Source organism: Aquabacterium sp. (assembly GCF_049274795.1).
In the GTDB taxonomy this organism is placed as follows: Bacteria; Pseudomonadota; Gammaproteobacteria; order Burkholderiales; family Burkholderiaceae_C; genus Aquabacterium.
The window spans coordinates 1-18,951 of the sequence record NZ_JBASTH010000058.1; the positions used below are offsets into that span (position 1 = coordinate 1).

General features: G+C 67.5%; 17 protein-coding genes and 2 pseudogenes. 17 read left to right on the top strand and 2 right to left on the bottom strand.

The features are described 5' to 3' along the window. The coding region (locus tag WAQ08_RS08850; RefSeq protein ID WP_422191036.1) for a metal-dependent hydrolase at positions 1-431 on the top strand (431 nt) is incomplete at its 5' end. Between the two features lie 17 nt (positions 432-448). Here WAQ08_RS08850 and WAQ08_RS08855 read toward each other — a convergent pair. After that, the gene (locus WAQ08_RS08855; protein ID WP_422191038.1) at positions 449-1,537 is read right to left on the bottom strand and encodes a substrate-binding domain-containing protein; all 1,089 of its coding nucleotides are present in this window, start codon (positions 1,535-1,537) and stop codon (positions 449-451) included. Between the two features lie 157 nt (positions 1,538-1,694). On the opposite strand from WAQ08_RS08855, the gene WAQ08_RS08860 reads away from it, so the two are divergent. Beyond that, positions 1,695-4,019, top strand: a complete 2,325-nt coding sequence (locus WAQ08_RS08860; RefSeq protein WP_422191040.1) for an FdhF/YdeP family oxidoreductase — start codon at positions 1,695-1,697, stop codon at positions 4,017-4,019. Continuing rightward, positions 4,016-4,891: a formate dehydrogenase accessory sulfurtransferase FdhD gene (gene fdhD / locus WAQ08_RS08865; RefSeq protein WP_422191042.1), complete on the top strand. Its 876-nt coding sequence runs from the start codon at positions 4,016-4,018 to the stop codon at positions 4,889-4,891. Before WAQ08_RS08860 ends, fdhD begins: the two co-directional genes overlap by 4 nt. Positions 4,892-4,966: 75 nt before the next feature. Here fdhD and WAQ08_RS08870 read toward each other — a convergent pair. Then, positions 4,967-5,527: pseudogene (locus WAQ08_RS08870) on the bottom strand (ammonium transporter); the annotation flags it as partial. Positions 5,528-6,060: 533 nt separating this feature from the next. Between WAQ08_RS08870 and WAQ08_RS08875 the strand changes: the two are divergent. The 14 genes and pseudogenes from WAQ08_RS08875 to WAQ08_RS08940 form a co-directional block, all read left to right on the top strand. Continuing rightward, positions 6,061-6,648, top strand: coding sequence for an amino acid synthesis family protein (locus tag WAQ08_RS08875; protein ID WP_422191044.1), 588 nt, complete (start codon positions 6,061-6,063; stop codon positions 6,646-6,648). Beyond that, positions 6,641-7,495: an alpha/beta fold hydrolase gene (locus tag WAQ08_RS08880; protein ID WP_422191046.1), complete on the top strand. Its 855-nt coding sequence runs from the start codon at positions 6,641-6,643 to the stop codon at positions 7,493-7,495. Before WAQ08_RS08875 ends, WAQ08_RS08880 begins: the two co-directional genes overlap by 8 nt. Then, on the top strand, positions 7,492-8,403 hold the full coding sequence (locus WAQ08_RS08885; RefSeq protein WP_422191048.1) for a flavin reductase family protein: 912 nt from the start codon (positions 7,492-7,494) through the stop codon (positions 8,401-8,403). The genes WAQ08_RS08880 and WAQ08_RS08885 overlap by 4 nt, the downstream gene beginning before the upstream one ends. A gap of 24 nt (positions 8,404-8,427) precedes the next feature. Then, positions 8,428-9,465 (top strand): LLM class flavin-dependent oxidoreductase, encoded by a 1,038-nt coding sequence (locus WAQ08_RS08890; RefSeq protein WP_422191050.1) that lies wholly within the window; start codon positions 8,428-8,430, stop codon positions 9,463-9,465. Between the two features lie 17 nt (positions 9,466-9,482). Beyond that, positions 9,483-10,964 carry an aldehyde dehydrogenase gene (locus WAQ08_RS08895; RefSeq protein WP_422191052.1) on the top strand — a complete coding sequence of 494 codons (1,482 nt, stop codon included), beginning with the start codon at positions 9,483-9,485 and terminating at the stop codon, positions 10,962-10,964. A 9-nt stretch (positions 10,965-10,973) separates the two neighbouring features. Beyond that, positions 10,974-11,288 (top strand): NIPSNAP family protein, encoded by a 315-nt coding sequence (locus tag WAQ08_RS08900; protein ID WP_422191054.1) that lies wholly within the window; start codon positions 10,974-10,976, stop codon positions 11,286-11,288. 51 nt (positions 11,289-11,339) lie between these two features. Next, positions 11,340-12,371, top strand: coding sequence for an ABC transporter substrate-binding protein (locus tag WAQ08_RS08905; protein WP_422191056.1), 1,032 nt, complete (start codon positions 11,340-11,342; stop codon positions 12,369-12,371). A 23-nt stretch (positions 12,372-12,394) separates the two neighbouring features. Beyond that, complete coding sequence (locus tag WAQ08_RS08910; protein ID WP_422191058.1) at positions 12,395-13,276, top strand: ABC transporter permease; 882 nt, start codon at positions 12,395-12,397, stop codon at positions 13,274-13,276. Beyond that, complete coding sequence (locus WAQ08_RS08915) at positions 13,266-14,072, top strand: ABC transporter permease (RefSeq protein WP_422191061.1); 807 nt, start codon at positions 13,266-13,268, stop codon at positions 14,070-14,072. Before WAQ08_RS08910 ends, WAQ08_RS08915 begins: the two co-directional genes overlap by 11 nt. Beyond that, positions 14,062-15,171: an ABC transporter ATP-binding protein gene (locus WAQ08_RS08920; protein WP_422191063.1), complete on the top strand. Its 1,110-nt coding sequence runs from the start codon at positions 14,062-14,064 to the stop codon at positions 15,169-15,171. The genes WAQ08_RS08915 and WAQ08_RS08920 overlap by 11 nt, the downstream gene beginning before the upstream one ends. A gap of 182 nt (positions 15,172-15,353) precedes the next feature. Next, a pseudogene (locus WAQ08_RS08925) lies at positions 15,354-16,328 on the top strand (porin). Between the two features lie 101 nt (positions 16,329-16,429). Next, positions 16,430-17,113: a GntR family transcriptional regulator gene (locus tag WAQ08_RS08930; RefSeq protein ID WP_422191065.1), complete on the top strand. Its 684-nt coding sequence runs from the start codon at positions 16,430-16,432 to the stop codon at positions 17,111-17,113. 72 nt (positions 17,114-17,185) lie between these two features. After that, positions 17,186-18,649 carry an NAD-dependent succinate-semialdehyde dehydrogenase gene (locus WAQ08_RS08935; RefSeq protein ID WP_422191067.1) on the top strand — a complete coding sequence of 488 codons (1,464 nt, stop codon included), beginning with the start codon at positions 17,186-17,188 and terminating at the stop codon, positions 18,647-18,649. Between the two features lie 136 nt (positions 18,650-18,785). Continuing rightward, a partial coding sequence (locus WAQ08_RS08940) for a metal-dependent hydrolase (protein ID WP_422191069.1) occupies positions 18,786-18,951 on the top strand: 166 nt, incomplete at its 3' end.

Consider the following 18,951-nt stretch of genomic DNA (forward strand, 5'->3'; position numbering starts at 1 on the left):
CCCAGGCCGATCACCGCATGCGCGCCATGTACGCCTGGCACGCCATGGAAGAGATGGAGCACAAGGCCGTGGCCTTCGATGTGCTGCAGAAGGTGGCCAAGGTGGGTTACCTGCGCCGTACCCTGGCACTGGTGTTCGTGACGCTGGGCTTCAACCTCAACGTGATGCTGAACACCAGCTACATGCTCAAGGTCGATGGTTTCAGCCGTGCCCAGCGCTGGAAGATGGGCGCCAAGGGCCTGTGGTGGCTGTTCGGCTGGAACGGGCTGTACTCGCGCCTCACGGGCAAGTACCTGCGTTATTTCAAACCCGGCTTCCACCCCTGGGACACGGGCGTGATCAAGAGCTACCAGGTCTGGGTGGACACCTACAACCGCACGGGCGATCCGATCCTGGCGGGCGAGGCCTTGCAGGCGCTGCACGCGGCTTGATTGCCTTTGGGCTGGCCTCAGCGGGTGCTGTTGGCCCAGCCGTCGAACACCTGGCGTGCCGGGGCTACCATTCCGCATTCATCGGGCCGGTAACCCACCAGATCGCGGAAGGCCTCCTGGCAGGCCTCGCTCCGCAGCAGCTCGATCAGACGCCGTATGCCTTTGGATTCGAGCATGGCGGGTGGCACCAGCAGGCCGTAGCGCTCTGTCTGCACGGGGATGAACTCCAGCCCGAAGCGGCGGGCCGAGGTCTCCACGCCAAAGCCCGCATCGGCCATGTCGCTGGCCACATAGGCGGCCACGGCCGAGTGGGTGTGTTCACCGGTGGAGGTGTCCACCAGGGGCGATGGATCCAGCCCTTGCTGGCGCAGCAGCGCTTCAAGCAGCAGGCGGGTGCCGGAGCCGTGGTTGCGGGCCACGAAGCGCACGTCCGGCCGCAGCAGATCGGCCACGCCGTCGATGTGCAGCGGGTTGCCGGGCTTGAGCATCAGGCCCTGGCGGCGGGTGACCATGTGCACGTACTGCCAGTCAGTCCGCAGCCAGCGGGCGTACTGGCGCAGCACCTCGGCCTGGGCGGGGCCTTGCGGCAGGTGCAGGCTGGCCACATCGGCCTGGCCGGCGTGCAGGGCGGCCAGGGCCTGGCTGCTGTCGGTGTAGCGCCAATCGAGCGGCTCGCCGGCCTCGCCCAGCAGGCGCTGCAGGATCTCGATGGCGAAGCCGTGGCTGGCGCATACGCGCAAGGGCCGGTCGGCGTCGCTCAGCACGCGGTGCAGCTCGGCCTGCAGTTCGAAAGCCAGGCTGTCCAGTTGCGGACGCAGGCGGGCCTCGAAGCGGCGCTGGGCCCAGACCAGGGCCTCGCCCAGCGGCGTGAGTTGCGAGCCCTTGCCGCGTGCCATGGTGACGAGCGGGGCGCCCATGGCGGTCTCGGCCTCGTGCACCAGCTTCCAGGTATGGCGGTAGGACGCGCCCGTGGCCTTGCACGCGGCGGACAGGCTGCCGTGAGCCTGGATGGCCACCAGCCAGGTGATCACCCGTGGCGGCAGGCCCAGGCCGCCCGGGCCGGTGACCTGCCAGGCGGGGTCGATGTGGACGTGCAGGGCTTTCATATGCTGTGTGGAGCATATGTTATCGGCTCTGGAGGGCTTATTGCCAGAGGGGTGGGCCGGGCCTACAGTGCCGGGAGAGGTGTGTGGTGCGGTTCGATCAGGCTGTGCGGCGCACATGTTCATCAAGACATAAGCACCGCAGTACGCACGAGCCCCCATGAGCGACGCCAAGATCCAGTTCTACAAGGGCCCCGCCGGGGGCTGGGGTGCGCTGCGCAGCGTGGCCCGCCAGCTGTTGCAGCACCGCATCGCGGCCAAGGGCTCGCGCACGCTGCTGTCGGCCAACCAGCCTGATGGCTTCGATTGCCCGGGCTGCGCCTGGCCGGATCGGCAGCACACCTCCAGCTTCGAGTTCTGCGAGAACGGCGTGAAGGCGGTGGCGGCCGAGGCCACGGCCGACCGCGCCACGCCCCAGGTGATCGCCCAGCACACGGTGAGCGAGCTGCACGGCTGGAGCGACCACGCGCTGGAAGCCATGGGCCGCCTGACCGAACCCATGGCCTATGACCCGGTGACGGATCGTTATCGCGCGATCGGCTGGGACGAGGCCTTCGCCACCATCGCGCGGCACCTGCAGGCCCTGGCATCGCCTGATGAGGCCATCTTCTATACATCCGGCCGCACCAGTAACGAGGCGGCCTTTCTGTACCAGCTGTTCGTGCGCGAGTTCGGCACCAACAACTTTCCGGATTGCTCCAACATGTGCCACGAGCCCAGCGGCACGGGCCTCAAGGGCAGCGTGGGCGTGGGCAAGGGCACCGTCACGCTCGATGATTTCGAAGAGGCCGACTGCATCCTGATCTTCGGGCAGAACCCGGGCACCAACCACCCGCGCATGCTGGGCGAGCTGCGTGCGGCGGCCCGCCGTGGCGCGCGCATCCTGAGCTTCAACCCGCTGCGCGAACGCGGGCTGGAGCGCTTTGCCGATCCGCAGAGCCCGGTGGAGATGCTGAGCGGTGGCGCCACCACCATCACGTCGGATTACTTCCAGCTCAAGGTGGGCGGTGACATCGCCTTGCTCAAGGGCATCATCAAGCACCTGCTGGTGCTGGACGATCAGGCCGTGGCCGCCGGCCAGCCGCGCGTGCTGGACACGGATTTCATCGCCGAGCACACGCAGGGCTTCGAGGCCTTGCGCGAAGACATCGAAGCCGAAGACTGGGTGCTGATCGAGCGTGAATCGGGCCTGTGGCGTGACCGCATGGTGCACGCCGCCGAGGTGATCGCCCGCTCGCAGAAGGTCATCGCCTGTTGGGGCATGGGCATCACGCAGCACCGCCACGGCGTGGCCGCGGTGCAGATGATCGCCAACCTGCTGCTGCTGCGCGGCATGGTGGGCAAGCCGGGTGCGGGCCTGTGCCCGGTACGCGGCCACAGCAATGTGCAGGGCGACCGCACCATGGGTATCTACGAGAAGCCCGCGCCGGCGTTTCTGGAGCGCCTTAAGGCGGTGTACGGCTTCGAGCCGCCGCGCCATGACGGGCACGACACCATCGGCGCCATTGAGGCGATGCGCGATGGGCGCGCCTCGGTGTTCTTCGCGATGGGCGGTAATTTCGCGGCCGCCACGCCGGACACGCCCACCACCTGGGCCGCACTGCAGCGCTGTGCGTTGACGGTGCACGTGGCCACCAAGTTCAACCGCAGCCACACGGTGCTGGGCCGCGAGGCGCTGGTGCTGCCCTGCCTGGGCCGCACCGAGATCGACCAGCAGGCCGCCGGGCCGCAGCACGTGAGTGTGGAAGATTCGATGAGCATGGTGCACCTGTCGGCCGGCATCAACGAGCCGGCATCCGAGCACCTGCTGTCGGAACCGATGATCGTGGCGCGGCTGGCCATGGCCGCATTGCCTCACAGCGCTGTGCCGTGGGCATGGCTGGTGGAAGATTACGACCGCATCCGCGAGCACATCGAAAAGGTGTTCGACGAGTTCAAGGGTTTCAACGAGAAGGTGCATCACCCCGGCGGGTTCCGTCTGCGCAACACGGCGGGTGAGCGTGTGTGGGTCACGCCCTCCGGCAAGGCGCAGCTGATGGTGCACGCGATCCCAATGGACACGGCGGTGCACCAGGCGCAGGCCGCAGCGCGTGATGGCGCGCCGGTGTTCACGCTGACCACGGTGCGATCACACGACCAGTACAACACCACGGTGTATGGCCTGGACGACCGCTACCGAGGCGTGTTCGGCCAGCGCCGCGTGCTCTTCATCCATGCCGATGACCGCGCCATGCTGGGCCTGGCTGAAGGCGCCTGGGTGGATCTGGTGGGCGCGGCGGTGGATGACGCGGTGGTGCGTGAGGCCAAGAGCTTCCGCCTGGTCGACTACGACATCCCGCGGGGCTGTGTGGCGGGTTACTACCCCGAGACCAATGTGCTGGTGCCGCTGGCCAGCCATGCGCTGGGTGCGCGCACGCCGACGTCCAAATCGATTCCTGTGCGTTTGAGGCCGACGGCGGCACCGGCCGAGATGGAGGCTGCATGAGTGCGCTGGCTGACGAGCTGAAAGGCGATGGCGTGGCGGTTGGCACGGCTGCCAATGCCGATACGCTTGGCGATGGCCCTGTGCACGGCGTGGGCCGCGTCGCCGTGGCTCGCCATGTGGGCGCAAGCACCCAGCACCTGGCCGATCAGGTGATCGACGAGCAGCCTGTGGCGCTGGTCTACAACGGCGTGTCGCATGTGGTGATGATGGCCACGCCGCTGGATCTGGAGGATTTCGCGCTGGGGTTCTCGCTGTCTGAAGGGCTGCTGACCTCGCTGGACGAACTGCGCGATGTCGAGGTGCAACGGGCGCCATTGGGTGTGTCCGTGCAGTTGCAGGTTTCGCCCCGTGCCTTCGAGCGCTTCAAGGACAAACGCCGGCAACTGGCGGGGCGCACGGGTTGCGGCCTGTGCGGCATCGACAGCCTGGAGGCTTTCTACGAGAGCCTGCCGACAGGGACTGTGGGTGCCGTGGGTGGCTCAGCGCAGGGCTGGCCCACCGAGGCCATCAGCCAGGCTTTTCGCGCACTGCCGCCCTTGCAGGCCCTGCAGGCGCAGACGGGTGGCTGCCATGCCGCCGCATGGGCCTTGCCAGGCCAAGGCATCGTGCTGGTGCGAGAAGACGTGGGCCGTCACAACGCGCTCGACAAGCTGATCGGCGCGCTGGCCCACGAAGGCGCGCTCACGCCCGATGGTCTGGCGCTGGTGAGCAGCCGCGCGAGCCACGAGATGGTCAGCAAGTGCGTGCGCGCCGGCATCGGGGTCATGGCGGCCATTTCCGCGCCCACCACCTTGGGCATCGAGCTGGCCCGCCGCAGCGGCCTGCGCCTGTTCGGCTTTTGCCGTGGGGATTCGGCGGTCGAGTACGCCTGAGGTTGCAGCACCAAAGCCAACGGGCACGGCCCCTCTGAAGGAAACCGTGCCCGCGGCACCGTGAGACTCAGACGCTCAAGGGTGATAGGCCTGCTCGCCGTGCGAGCTGATGTCCAGGCCTTTGTGCTCTTCGTCTTCGCTCACGCGCAGACCAAAGACCAGATCGGCAATCTTGAACGCGATGAACGACACCACGCCGGACCACACCACGCCCACGCCCACGCCCACGCCCGTGCCCGTGCCCGTGCCCGTGCCCGTGCCACCCAGTGCCGGCGAGGCGAACACACCGGCCAGCAGGCCAATCGCCATCGGGCCTACGAAGCCGCAGACCGGTGTGATCGCCACCAAGCCGGCGATGGCGCCCGATGCACCACCCAGCAGTGACGGCTTGCCCTTGGCCAGCCATTCCACCAGCGTCCACGACACCGTGGCGGCACAGGTGGCCAGGAAGGTGGGGATCATCGCCAGCGCAGCAGTGCCGGTGGATTCCAGGTTCGAGCCTACGTTGAAGCCGAAGCAGCCCACCCACAGCAGCGAGGCGCCGATCATCGTCATCGGCATGTTGTGCGGGGGCATGGGCTCCTTGCTGAAGCCCTTGCGGCGGCCGATTACCAGCGCGCCCACCAGGCCGGCCATGCCGTTGGCAGGGACCAGTTGGGTGCCGGGTCAAACCGGCTGATCGCTTCTCAAGAAATTGCCTCTCGGCTTCGGCCGTTGATGCCTCCGCTGGTGTGAGCCAGTGGGGGCTTTTTCTTGGCGTGCTTTGGTTGGAGCGCTTTGTCGGGGCAGCGCGGGGCGGGGGCTGAGCAGGTGGCTGGACGGATGCCCACACAACCCGCCCCCCGCGCTGCCCCGACAAAGCGCCAGCCAACCGAAGGCAAAGGACCCACAGCACCAGCATCACCCAGCCCCCACAAACAGCGGAAGCACCACGTCATCTACCGCCAGGAACGCACCGCCATCACACCAGAAGACCAGGCACGAGTTGTAATTGGTATGCCATAAGTTCTTCATCAAGAAATTTGGCGTACATCGTCAAATTTCAGCCTAAACAACCTGAAAACAAAGGGTAAGTCCGGGGCTTGTCAAGCCGATCCGACTTGCTTAAATTTCGGACATCGATTGCTTGGTATTCCAACATACCAAGTGCGTGAAACCAAGGAATCATCATGAGTCTCCAGCTCCGCAAAGTCGTCACCTACACGGAAGACACCCTCATCGAAGGCGGCAAGGTCGCCCCCAAGCCCCTGCGCTTGTTCGCCGCCGCCGCCGTGCTGCGCAACCCCTGGGCCGGCCGCGGTTTCGTTGAAGACCTGCAGCCCGAGATCCGCGACATCGCCCCCCAGCTCGGCGCCCTGCTCACCGCCGAGATCCTGCGCATGGCCGGCTCCGGCGAAGCCGTCGAGGCCTACGGCAAGGCCGCCATCACCGGCACCGAAGGCGAGGTCGAACACGCCTCCGCCCTCATCCACACCCTGCACTTCGGCAACCACTACCGCACTGCCGTCGGCGCCAAGAGCTACCTCAGCTTCACCAATGTGCGCGGCGGCCCGGCCTGCCCCATCGCCATCCCGCTGATGCACAAGCACGACGAAGGCATGCGCTCGCACTACCTGACGATCCAGTTCTCCATCGTCGATGCGCCCGCGCCGGATGAACTCGTCGTGGCCCTGGGCGCCTCCATCGGCGGCCGCCCGCACCACCGCATCGGTGACCGCTACAAGGACCACGCCGAGCTGGATGCCCGCAATGCCTGACATGCAGACCCCTCCGGCCCGCCTCGGTGGCCTCCTGTCCGACGGCACGCACTACGCCGTGTACGGGCAAGGCACCCCGCTGGTCTTCATCCACGGCGTCGGCATGGCCCAGGAGGTCTGGGCGCCGCAGGTGATCGGCTTCTGCCGCCAGCACACCGTGGTGACCTACGACATGCTGGGCCATGGCCGCAGCCCGCTGCCGCCCGAGGCGCCCACGCTGGGCGATTACGCTGAGCAACTGCGCCGCCTGCTGGACCAACTGGGCCTCAAGCGGGCCCACATCGTGGGGCACTCCATGGGCGCCCTGGTGGCCCTGGAGTTCGCCCTGCGGGCGCCGGAGCGCTGCCTGAGCGTGGCCGCGCTCAACGGGGTCTACTGCCGCACCCAGGCCCAGCGCGATGCCGTGATGGCGCGTGTGCACGGCCTGAAGCTGCAATCCACGGGCGCCGAGGCGGCCGGCATCGAAGGCACGCTGAGCCGCTGGTTCGGTGAGCCGGTGCCGCCCTCGCTGGTGTCCGCGGCCTATGTGTGCCGGCATCTGCTGAACAACGTACAGCCCCTGGGCTATGCGCGCACCTATGGGCTGTTCGCCACAAGCGACCGTGCCCACGAGGGCCGCCTGGCCCAGCTGCAGATGCCGTCCCTGTTCATGACGGGCGAGTTCGATCCGAACTCCACCCCCGCCATGTCGCAGGCCATGGCCCAGGCGACGCCCCAGGGCCGCTGCCAGGTACTGGCCGGCGAGCGCCACATGATGTGCCTGACGGGCGTGCCCCAGGTGCATGGCGAACTTCAACCCTTCCTGCTGGCCGCCCAGGCCGGCCACACCGATCTGGAGGCCGCATGAGTACCCTCGATCACACCATCGATCCCAAGGCCTTCCGTCAGGCGCTGGGCAACTTCCCCACCGGCGTCACCGTCGTCACCACCAAGGAGGCCGACGGCACCCCGCGCGGGCTCACGGCCAACTCCTTCACCTCGGTGTCGCTGGATCCGCCCCTGGTGCTGGTGTGCCTGGGCAAGCAGACGGCCAGCCACCCGGTGTTCGAGGCGTCGGATACGTTCGCCATCAACATCTTGGCCGATGATCAGCGCGATGTGTCGGGCCTGTTCGCCTCCAAGTCACCCGACAAGTTCGAGCAGGCGCGCTGGCACGCCGGCCGCACCGGCGCGCCGCTGATCGACGGCAGCGTGGCCTGGTTCGATTGCACCGTGCACCAGCGCGTGGATGCGGGTGATCACACCATCCTGATCGGCCGCGTGGCCGACATGGGCCAGCGCACGGCCCGTCCGCTGGGCTACTGCCAGGGCGCCTACGTGGGCTTCCAGCTGGAGCAGGCCGCCCAAGCCGCGCTGGCCCGCCAGGCCCGCACCTCGGCCCTGATCGAGACCCCCGAAGGCGTGCTTTTTGTTGAAGGCGCCAAGGGGTTGGACCTGCCCACCGCAGACGATGCGCAATCCCTGCTCAAAACGCTCAAGGGCCAGGAGCTACACGCTTCCGTGGACTTCCTTTTTGCGGTTTTCGACACCCCCGAAGGCTCGCGAATCGTCTACCGTGGCAGGGCAGGTTCCGTGCGTGCGGCAACCCCGGGCCTGCGCTGTGTGCCGGTGGCCGAGCTGCCGGCGCTGGGGCTCGCCAACGCCGCCTTGCAGACCATGCTCAACCGCTATGCCCGTGAACGTGCGCAGGACGCCTTCGGCATCTACATCGGCAACCAGGACGAAGGCGAAGTCCGCCCCCTGGCCGCAGCCTGAATCCACACTGAACTGGAGCCCCCCATGAAGTTCTCCCTCTTCCTCCATGTGGAGCGCTACGACGAGCGCACCCCCGTTACCCAGCAGCACGCCGAGCTGACCGAGCTGGTGCAGATCGCCGAGCGCGGCGGCTTCGAAGCCGCCTGGATCGGCGAGCACCACGGCATGGGCTTCACCATCGCGCCCAACCCCTTCGTGAACCTGGCCTACCTGGCCGCCAAGACCGAACGCATCCGTCTGGGCACCGGCACCGTGATCGCGCCCTTCTGGCACCCGATCAAGCTGGCCGGCGAGGCCGGGCTGGTCGATGTGCTGAGCAACGGCCGCCTGGACCTGGGCATCGCCCGTGGCGCCTACATGTTCGAGTACGAGCGCCTGTTCCCCGGCCTGGACGCGATGGAGGCCGGCGCCCGCATGCGCGCCATGGTGCCGCTGCTGCAGGGCCTGTTCAAGGGCGACTGCGCGGCCGATGGCCCCTACTGGCAGTTCCCCGCGACCACGCCGCAGCCCCGCCCGGTGCAGGGGCCTTATCCGCCGATGTGGATCGCCGCGCGGGATCCGCACTCGCACGATTTCGCCGTGGGCAACGGCTGCAACGTGCAGGTGACGCCACTGGCCTCGGGCGATGGCGAAGTGGCCTCGCTGATGGACCGCTTCAACACGGCCTGCGCCGCCCACCCCGAGGTGCCGCGCCCCAAGATCATGCTGCTGATGCACACCTTCGTGGGCGCCACTGACGCCGAGGTCGACCAGGCCTGCCGCGACCTGCAGGCCTTCTACTGCTACTTCACCAAGTGGGCCAAGAAGGAGCGCCCCATCGAGCAAGGCCTGATGGAGCCCCTGCGCCAGGAAGACATCGATGCCTGCCCGCAGTACGCCCCCGAAAAGCTGCGCCAGAGCCTGGTGGTTGGCACGCCCGATGAAGTCGTCCAGCGCCTGAAATCGTATGAGGCCATGGGCTACGACCAGTACAGCTTCTGGATCGACAACCACATGGACTTCGAGACCAAGAAGCGCACGCTCGAGCGTTTCATCGCCCAGGTGGTGCCGGCTTTCCAGTGATGCCTCAAGGGATCCTCATGTCGCAGAACCTACTTCCGTTCAAGCAGTACATCGACGGCCAGTTCGACACGGGCACGGTCCACTTCGACAGCCTCGATCCGGCCACCGGCCAGCCCTGGGCCCGCATGCCCGCGGCGCAGGCCGGCGATGTGGACCGTGCCGTGCGGGCGGCCCACCGGGCGCTGAACGACACGGCCTGGCGCGGCCTCACCGCCACCGCGCGCGGCAAGCTTCTGCTGCGCCTGGCCGAGCTGGTGGCCCGCGATGCTGGCAAGCTGGCCGAGCTGGAAACGCGCGACACCGGCAAGGTGATCCGCGAGACGCAGGCCCAGATCGGCTACGTGGCCGAGTACTACCGCTACTACGCCGGCCTGGCCGACAAGCTGGAGGGCCGCCACCTGCCGGTGGACAAGGCCGACATGGAGGCCTACACGCGCCGTGAGCCGCTGGGCGTGATCGCCGCCATCGTGCCCTGGAACTCGCAGCTCTTCCTGTCGGCGGTGAAGGTGGGCCCGGCGCTGGCCGCTGGTTGCACCGTGGTGCTCAAGGCCTCCGAGGATGGCCCCGCGCCGCTGCTGGCCTTCGCCGAGCTGGTGCACGAGGCGGGCTTTCCGCCCGGCGTGGTCAACGTGCTCACGGGCTTTGGCGATGCCTGCGGCAAGGTGCTGACCTCGCACCCGCTGGTCGACAAGGTGGCCTTCACCGGCGGCCCGGAGACGGCGCGCCACATCCTGCGCAACACGGCCGAGAACCTGGCGGATTCGTCCCTGGAGCTGGGTGGCAAGTCGCCCGTGCTGGTCTTCGACGATGTCGACCTGGACAGCGTCACCAACAGCCTGGTGGCAGGCATCTTCGGGGCCAGCGGCCAGAGCTGCGTGGCTGGCTCGCGCCTGCTGGTGCAGCGCGGCATCGCCGACCGCCTGCTGGCCGCGCTGGCCGCCAAGGCCGCGCGCATCCGCATCGGAGACCCGAAAGATCCTGCCACCGAGATGGGCCCCCTGGCCACGCGCCGCCAGTGCGAGCACATCGAGCGCACCATCCAGGCCAGCCTGACGGCCGGCGCCACCCTGGTGTGCGGCGGGCAGACACCCGCCGGCCGCGAAGGCAGCCACTTCTACGCGCCCACCATCCTGGACTGCCCGAACGCCGAGGTGCCCAGCGTGCAGACCGAGCTGTTCGGCCCGGTGCTCAGCGTGGTGCGCTTCGACACCGAGGCCGAAGCCCTTGCGCTGGCCAACGACAGCCAGTACGGCCTGGCCTCCGGCATCTTCACGCGGAACCTGGCCCGGGCCCATCGCCTGACGCGGGCCCTGCGCGTGGGCATCGTGTGGGTCAACACCTACCGCGTGGTCTCGCCCATCGTGCCCTTCGGCGGCTTCGGCCTGAGTGGCCTGGGCCGAGAAGGCGGCATGGAGGCCGCATTGGCCTACACCCGCACCAAGTCCGTCTGGATCAACACCTCGGACGAGCCCATCCCCGATCCCTTCGTCATGCGCTGAAAGCTGTCCATGTTCTACGAGATCCGCACCTACCGACTCAAGGTCGGCACCCTGCCCAAGTACCTGGCCCTGGTGGGCGAGGAAGGCATCGCCATCCAGCGCTCGCACCTGGGGCAGCTGGTGGGCTACTTCCACTCCGAGATCGGCCCGCTCAACCAGATCGTGCACATCTGGGCTTTCGACAGCCTCGATGACCGTGAACGCCGCCGCAACGCGCTGGCCGCCGACCCGGCCTGGCAGGCCTTCGCGCCCAAGATCCAGGCCCTGATTGAAGAGATGGACAGCAAGATCATGCGACCCGCGGCTTTCTCTCCGCTCTCCTGATTCGCTCTTTCCTGAACCGCTACCCCATCCCCCTTGACCACGGAACAGACCATGCCTCACACCTCTCGTCGCCTGGCCCTCGCTGGCCTGACCCTCGGCCTGCTGGCCGCCGCCCTGCCTGCTGCCGCCCAGCAAGGCAGCATCGTCTTCACCAGCTGGGGTGGCACCACCCAGGCGGCGCAGAAGAAGGCCTGGGCTGTGCCGTTCAGCACCAGCTCCGGCATCCAGGTGCAGCTGGACGGCCCGACCGACTACGGCAAGTTCAAGGCCATGGTCGAGAGCGGCAACGTCAACTGGGACGTGGTGGATGTGGAGGCCGACTTCGCCGCCAAGGCCGCCAAGGATGGCCTGCTCGAACCCATCGACTACAAGGTCGTGCCCAAGGGCCAATTGGATCCGCGCTTCTCGGGCACGCACCACGTGGGCAGCTTCTACTACGCCTTCGTGCTGGGCTTCAACGAGGATGTCTTCAAGGCCAAGAAGCCCGCCACCTGGGCCGACCTGTTCGACACCAAAAACTTCCCCGGCAAGCGCACCTTCTACAAGTGGTCGGCCCCTGGCGTGCTGGAGCTGGCCCTGATGGCCGATGGCGTGCCCGCCGACAAGCTCTACCCGCTGGACCTGGACCGCGCCTTCCGCAAGCTCGACACCATCAAGTCCAACATCGTGTGGTGGACGGGCGGCGCCCAGTCGCAGCAGCTGCTGGCCTCGGGTGAGGCGCCGCTGGGCGTGTTCTGGAACGGCCGCGTGCACTCGGTCGAGACCAGCGGCACCAACGTGGGCGTGTCGTGGAAGCAGAGCATGACGGCGGCCGACGTGCTGGTGATCCCCAAGGGCAGCAAACGCAAGGCCGAAGCGATGAAGTTCCTGGCCTACGCCAGCAGCGCCAAGGGCCAGGCTGATTTCGCCAGCGAAACGGCTTACGCCCCGACCAACACGGGTTCGAAGGCCCTGATGTCGCCGGCCATGGTCAAGTCCCTGCCGGATCAGTACACCACTGGCCAGATCAACCTCAATATGGGCTGGTGGGCCGACAACCGTGATGTGGTGGCCAAGCGCTGGTACGCCTGGCAATCGCAGTGATGCCACCCGCCCAGGAGTCCCCCATGAACACCAACACCTTGTCCGCCCCGATGGGGCTGGCCGCGGCCTCGCCCAGGCGCGCGCGCCGCAGCGGCCTGGTCTGGCTGCTGCCGGCCCTGGCCTTGCTGGCCCTGTTCTTCGTGCTGCCGGTGCTGAGCCTGCTGCTGCGCAGCGTGATGGAGCCCCAGTTCGGGCTGCAGAACTACGCCGAGCTGGTCAACGGCATCACCTACGCCAAGGTGCTGTGGAACACCCTGTTCGTGGCCACGGTGGTGACCGTGGTGACGGTGCTTCTGGGCTTTCCGGTGGCCTGGCTGATGGCCATCGTGCCCTCGCGCTGGAGCCGCCTGATCATGGGCGCGCTGCTGCTGTCCATGTGGACCAACCTGCTGGTGCGCACCTATGCGTGGATGGTGCTGCTGCAGAGCAGCGGCGTCATCAATCAGACGCTGATGAAGTGGGGCGTGATCGACGCACCCCTGCCCCTGGTCAACAACCTCATCGGCGTGACCATCGGCATGAGCTACATCATGCTGCCCTTCCTGGTGCTGCCGCTGCACGCCACGATCAAGTCGCTGGACCCGGCCATCCTGCGGGCCGCCGCCACCTGCGGCGCCACCAACTGGCAGGCCTTCCGCCTGGTGCTGTGGCCGCTGGCGCTGCCCGGCGTGGCCAGCGGGGCGTTGATGGTGTTCGTGATGGCCATGGGCTACTTCGTGACCCCGGCGCTGCTGGGCGGTGCCAGCCACATGATGCTGGCCGAGCTGATCGCGCAACTGGTGCAGTCGCTGCTGAACTGGGGCCTGGCCGGTGCTGCCTCGCTGGTGCTGCTGCTGATCACCCTGGGCCTGTACGCCCTGCAACTCAAGCTCTTCCCCGCCAAAGGAGGCCAGCATGCTGCTTGACCATGACCGCCTGGGCACGCCGCTGCGCATCGGCCTGGGCACCATCGCCACGCTGGTCGTCGTCTTCCTGCTGGCGCCCATCGTGTTCATCACCTTGCTGTCCTTCGGCTCGTCGCCGTGGCTGATCTTCCCGCCCCCAGGCTGGACGCTGCAGTGGTACCGCGAGATGTGGGCCGATCCGGGCTGGCTGCTGGCCATGTGGAACAGCACCAAGGTGGCGCTGATCGTGACCTTCCTGTCGGTGGTGCTGGGCTTCCTGACCTCGCTGGCCCTGGTGCGCGGCAAGTTCCGCGGGCGGGCCGTGCTGCGCGGCTTCTTCATCACGCCGATGGTGCTGCCCGTGGTGGTGCTGGCGGTGGCCTTGTATGCGATGTGCCTGAAGCTGGGCCTCAACGGCACGCTGACCGGCTTCGTGATCGGCCACCTGGTGATCGCGCTGCCCTTCTCGATCATCACGCTGTGCAACGCCCTGGAGGGCTATGACTTCGCGCTGGAAGAGGCTGCCCTGATCTGCGGCGCCTCGCCCTGGCAGGTCAAGTGGCGCGTCACCTTGCCGGCGCTGCGCCTGAGCCTGTTCGCCGCCGCGGTGTTCTCCTTCCTGGTGTCGTGGGACGAGGTGGTCGTGTCCATCTTCATGGCCACGCCCGGCATGGAAACCCTGCCCGTTCGCATCTGGAGCGCCCTGCGCCAGGATCTGTCCCCCGTCATCGCAGCCGTGTCCACCGTGCTGATCGGCATCACGCTGCTGTTCATGCTGCTCGCCTCCTTCTTCCGGAAAGACCAAGATGGCCAATGACCGCACCCCTTCCGACGCGCCCTTCCTGAGCATCCGCGGCTTGCGCAAGACCTACGGGTCTTCGGTGGCCATCGATGGTGTCTCGCTGGACATCCGCCAGGGCGAGTTCATGACCTTCCTGGGCCCGTCGGGCTCGGGCAAGAGCACCACGCTGTACATCGTGGCGGGCTTCCAGGATCCGAGCGAGGGCACCGTGCAGCTCGCCGGCCGCAGCCTGCTCAATGTGCCGCCCAACCAGCGCAACATCGGCATGGTGTTCCAGCGCTACACGCTGTTCCCGCACCTGAGCGTGGCTGAGAACGTGGCCTTCCCGCTGCGTGTGCGCGGCTGGGACAACACCCGCATCGCCGAGCGCGTGAAGGCCATGCTCAAGCTGGTGCACCTGGACCAGCATGGCGACCGCAAGCCGGGCCAGTTGTCTGGCGGCCAGCAGCAGCGCGTGGCCATCGCCCGCGCCCTGGCCTACGACCCGCCCGTGCTGCTGATGGACGAGCCCCTGTCCGCCCTGGACAAGCAACTGCGCGAAGAGATCCAGTTCGAGCTCAAGCGCATCCACCACGACACGGGCATCACCATCCTGTACGTCACGCACGACCAGGAAGAGGCCCTGCGCCTGTCGGACCGCATCGCCGTGTTCAACAAGGGCTGCATCCAGCAGGTGGGCACAGGCCACGAGCTGTATGAGCACCCGGCCACCCGCTTCGTGGCGGGCTTCATCGGCCACTCGAACTTCCTGCCGGTGACGCTGGATGCGCGCCGCGGCGGCCTGGCCGACGTGGTGCTGCCTGACGGCCGCCGCCTGCCCGGTGCGCCGCTGCGCTGCGACACGGCCGCGGGTGCGCAGGCCGCGCTGATGCTGCGCCCGGACCGCCTGGCCCTGCTGAGCGAAGCCTGCAACGATGCGCCCTGCATCCCCGTGCGCGTGCGGGATCTGAGCTACCTGGGCGATGTGATGCAGGTGCACCTGAGCACCAGCTGGGACCAGGAGCTCGACATCCGCCTGCCGCTGCGCCCGGGCACCACGCCGCCCTGGCAGATCGGCTCGACCGCCCACCTGAGCTGGGACAGCGCCCACAGCCAGGTGCACGCGGCGGCCTGACCCCGCTACCACCCGCCCACTCACTGATTCCTCCCACCTCACAACGCCTTCGCAGGCGTTGCGGGCCCCCCTTTGTCTGTTGTTTTCTGCGTTCCCCTGTCCCCCGCGCTCCACACAACCTAGGAAAGATGACCATGTCCACGAAGTCCGCATGTCCCCGTCCCCTGCTGGCCGCGCCCCTGATGGCGGCCGCCAGCCTGTGCTGCCTGCTCGGCACCGCGCAGGCGCAATCCAACGTCACCATCACCGGCATCATCGATGCGGCCGTCTACCGCGGCTACAACGGGGTGGCCATCAGTGAAGGCACGCAGGTCGGCCCGCTGTCGCGCAGCGAGCTGAGCTTCAGCGGCAAGGAGGACCTGGGCGGTGGCCTGGCCACCACCTTCAAGCTGACGCACCGCTTCGAGACCGACACCGGCGGCGTGGAGAACAGCAACAAGCCCTTTTGGTACGGCGAATCGACCGTGGGCCTGAAAGGCAGCTTTGGCCACGTGCGCATCGGCCGCGCGATGGAGGCCGTGACGGCCAACGACTGGGCCTATGATCCTTGGGGCAACTACGATCGCCTGGCCTCGCCCGCCTGGCAGTTCTGACACTACAACTATGCCGTGGACCGCCGCAGCAACAACGGCCGTTCCGAGTACTTTCGCCTGAACAACGGCATCTTCTACGATTCGCCCACCATCGCGGGCGCGTCCGTGTCGCTGAACACCTCGTTCGAGAAATCGACCGAGGCGGGCGCCGGCCAGTCCACCCCCTACGGCCTGGCGCTGAAGTACGGCACGGGCGGCTTCAACACCACCTTCTCGGCCGGCCGCAATGCCGATGGCGATTCGGTGCGCTTCCTGGGCCTGAAACAGGCCTTCGGCGCCTTCACGCTGATGGGCGCGTATGACGTGAGTGTGTACCGTGGCACCGCGGCCGACAGCACCGCCCGATCAGCCACCATCGGCGCTACTTACCAGCTCGACAAGCAGCTGCTGCAGTTCAGTGTGGGCCGCATGTCGGTCGATGGCGACGTGAGCCAGATGGCGGGCGCGGGTGTGCGCCACATCCTGTCCAAGCGCACCTACGTGTACGCCAACCTGGCGCGGTTCGAGGCCTTCCGGCAGGATGGCAAGACGGCGTTCGGCGTGGGCGTGAACCACAGCTTCTGACCTCAGCGACAATCCTGCAAAGCACGTGGACGCGTGCCTGCCCCCAGGCCGCGTCCCACGCCACAGGATGACACCGCGTTACTTGCACAGAGAGTTGATTGATGCCAGCCAAAGCGAGCTCACTCCGCATCGACCGCAACCAGAAGACCCTGCGGGAACTCACGCTGGAGAAGATGCGCGATGCCATCATCGGGCAGTACTTCCAGCCGGGCCAGCGCCTGGTCGAACGCACCCTGTGTGAGCAGCTCGGTGTCAGCCGCACCATCGTGCGAGAGGTGCTGCGCCACCTCGAGACCGAAGGCCTGGTTGAGACGCCGCAGGGCCAGGGCCCCATGGTGGCCACCATCGACCTGGACACCACGCGCCAGATCTACGAGATCCGTGCCTTGCTGGAAGGCCATGCCGCGGCGGCCTGTGCGCGCCTGGCGGATGAGCAGTCCATCGCCCGCATGTCGGCCGCGCTGATGCTGATCGAAGCTGCCTTCGCACAGGGTGACCACGCCGGCGTGCTGGCCGAGACCACCCGCTTCTACGAGGTGATGTTCTCCACCGGCCAGGAGGCCGTGGCCTGGAGCATCGCGCAGAGCCTGAACGCCCGCATCAACCGGCTGCGGGCCATCACCATCACCAGTCGCGAGCGCAGCACCAGCGGCCCGGCCGAGATGCGCAAGCTGCTGGAGGCACTGCGCCAGCGTGATCCGCAGGCCGCACAACAGGCCGCCGAGGCCCATGTGCGGCAGGCGGCGGCACTGGCCTTGCAGGCCCTTGCGAAAGAGCAGGGCTGAGCACCAAAGACACCGCTCGCCTTCTTTCTACCCTTCATGGACACGCCGACGCAAACGTCGGCGTGATGAGACATGCTTGACCTGAAGAACCCATCGCTCCTGCGCCAGCAGGCCTACATTGCCGGCCAGTGGCTCGATGCCGACCAGCGCGAGACCTTCGAGGTGCGCAACCCGGCCACAGGCGCCGTGGTCGGCCAGGTGCCCCTGATGGGCGCGGCCGAGACCCACCGCGCCATCGCCGCGGCGGCCGAGGCCTGGCCCGCCTGGCGCCAGCAGACCGCCCAGGCGCGCTCAGCGCTGCTGGTGCGCTGGCACGACCTGATCCTGCAGCACACCGAAGATCTGGCCCGCCTGATGACGGCCGAGCAAGGCAAGCCCCTGGCAGAGGCACGGGGCGAGGTCGCCTACGCGGCCGCCTACATCAAGTGGTTCGCTGAAGAAGCCCGCCGCGTGTATGGCGAAACCATCCCCAGCCCCTGGCCGGACCGCCGCCTGGTGGTCACGCGCGAATCGGTGGGCGTGTGCGCCGCCATCACGCCCTGGAACTTCCCGCTGGCGATGATCACGCGCAAGGTGGCGCCTGCGCTGGCCGTGGGCAACCCCATGATCGTCAAGCCCGCCGAGGCCACGCCGCTGTCGGCCCTGGCGCTGGCTCACCTGGCGCAGGAGGCCGGCATCCCTGCTGGCGTGCTGCAGGTGATCACGGGTGATCCCAAGGCCATTGGCGCCGCGCTGTGCGAAAGCCCCGTGGTGCGCAAGCTCAGCTTCACCGGCTCGACCGCCGTGGGCAAGCTGCTCTATGCGCAGTGCGCCGGCACCATCAAGAAGCTGTCGCTGGAGCTGGGCGGCAACGCGCCCTTCATCGTGTTCGACGACGCTGATCTGGATGCCGCGGTGCAGGGGGCCATGGCCTCGAAGTTCCGCAACAGCGGCCAGACCTGCGTGTGCGCCAACCGCATCTATGTGCAGCAAGGCGTGTACGAGGCCTTCGTCGAGCGCCTGCTGCCCGCGGTGGCCGCACTGCGTGTGGGCGATGGCAGCCAGGACGGCATCACCAGCGGCCCGCTGATCAACGAGGCGGCCTGCGCCAAGGTCGAGCAGCACATCACGCAGGCCCTGTCGGTGGGCGCCAAGTTGCGCCTGGGTGGCCAGCGTGCGCGTGAGGGCGCTTTGGCTCAGGGCCACTTCTTTGCGCCAACGGTGCTGACCGAGGTGCCGGCCGATGCGCTGGTGGGGCGTGAAGAAACCTTCGGCCCGCTGGCGGCCATCATCCCGTTCCGCGACGAGGCCGAGGCCATCCGCCTGGCCAACGACACGCCCTTCGGCCTGGCGGCCTACTTCTACAGCCGTGACATCGGCCGCGTGCACCGCGTGTCTGAGGCGCTGGAGTCGGGCATGGTGGGGGTGAACACCGGGCTGATCTCCAGCGAGGTGGCGCCCTTTGGCGGGGTGAAGCAGTCGGGCCTGGGTCGCGAGGGCGGACACCAGGGGCTGGACGAGTATCTGGTCACCAAGTACACGTCACTGGCCTGGTGAGGCGGTCAACCCCTGGGCAAATCCCAGGGGCCTGGCGCCGTGCTTGTCGCAAAATCTTCCTCCATCTGTCGCCGCAACCTCTCACGCTTTCCTGGCCGAAAGCCTACAGTGGCGGCACGATGAGAAGGACAGGCCCATGAGCAAGCATGCATCTGATGCCCCCGTGATTGTTCCGCGCGAGAAGCTGGATTTCGACCTAGAAGGCGACATCCCCCAGTACTGGTTCGCCGGTGACGCGTTCAAGACGCGTTACTTCGACGCCATGTCCACCATCTTCCCGGAAGGCGAGCGCTACTTCATCT

Coding starts and splice junctions, on each gene's coding strand:
- WAQ08_RS08880 (WP_422191046.1), top strand. CDS start 6,641: ATGCCTGACATGCAGACCCCTCCGGCCCGCCTCGGTGGCCTCCTGTCC.
- WAQ08_RS08875 (WP_422191044.1), top strand. CDS start 6,061: ATGAGTCTCCAGCTCCGCAAAGTCGTCACCTACACGGAAGACACCCTC.
- WAQ08_RS08930 (WP_422191065.1), top strand. CDS start 16,430: ATGCCAGCCAAAGCGAGCTCACTCCGCATCGACCGCAACCAGAAGACC.
- WAQ08_RS08860 (WP_422191040.1), top strand. CDS start 1,695: ATGAGCGACGCCAAGATCCAGTTCTACAAGGGCCCCGCCGGGGGCTGG.
- WAQ08_RS08915 (WP_422191061.1), top strand. CDS start 13,266: ATGCTGCTTGACCATGACCGCCTGGGCACGCCGCTGCGCATCGGCCTG.
- WAQ08_RS08900 (WP_422191054.1), top strand. CDS start 10,974: ATGTTCTACGAGATCCGCACCTACCGACTCAAGGTCGGCACCCTGCCC.
- WAQ08_RS08885 (WP_422191048.1), top strand. CDS start 7,492: ATGAGTACCCTCGATCACACCATCGATCCCAAGGCCTTCCGTCAGGCG.
- WAQ08_RS08855 (WP_422191038.1), bottom strand. CDS start 1,537: ATGAAAGCCCTGCACGTCCACATCGACCCCGCCTGGCAGGTCACCGGC.
- WAQ08_RS08935 (WP_422191067.1), top strand. CDS start 17,186: ATGCTTGACCTGAAGAACCCATCGCTCCTGCGCCAGCAGGCCTACATT.
- WAQ08_RS08905 (WP_422191056.1), top strand. CDS start 11,340: ATGCCTCACACCTCTCGTCGCCTGGCCCTCGCTGGCCTGACCCTCGGC.
- fdhD (WP_422191042.1), top strand. CDS start 4,016: ATGAGTGCGCTGGCTGACGAGCTGAAAGGCGATGGCGTGGCGGTTGGC.
- WAQ08_RS08910 (WP_422191058.1), top strand. CDS start 12,395: ATGAACACCAACACCTTGTCCGCCCCGATGGGGCTGGCCGCGGCCTCG.
- WAQ08_RS08890 (WP_422191050.1), top strand. CDS start 8,428: ATGAAGTTCTCCCTCTTCCTCCATGTGGAGCGCTACGACGAGCGCACC.
- WAQ08_RS08920 (WP_422191063.1), top strand. CDS start 14,062: ATGGCCAATGACCGCACCCCTTCCGACGCGCCCTTCCTGAGCATCCGC.
- WAQ08_RS08895 (WP_422191052.1), top strand. CDS start 9,483: ATGTCGCAGAACCTACTTCCGTTCAAGCAGTACATCGACGGCCAGTTC.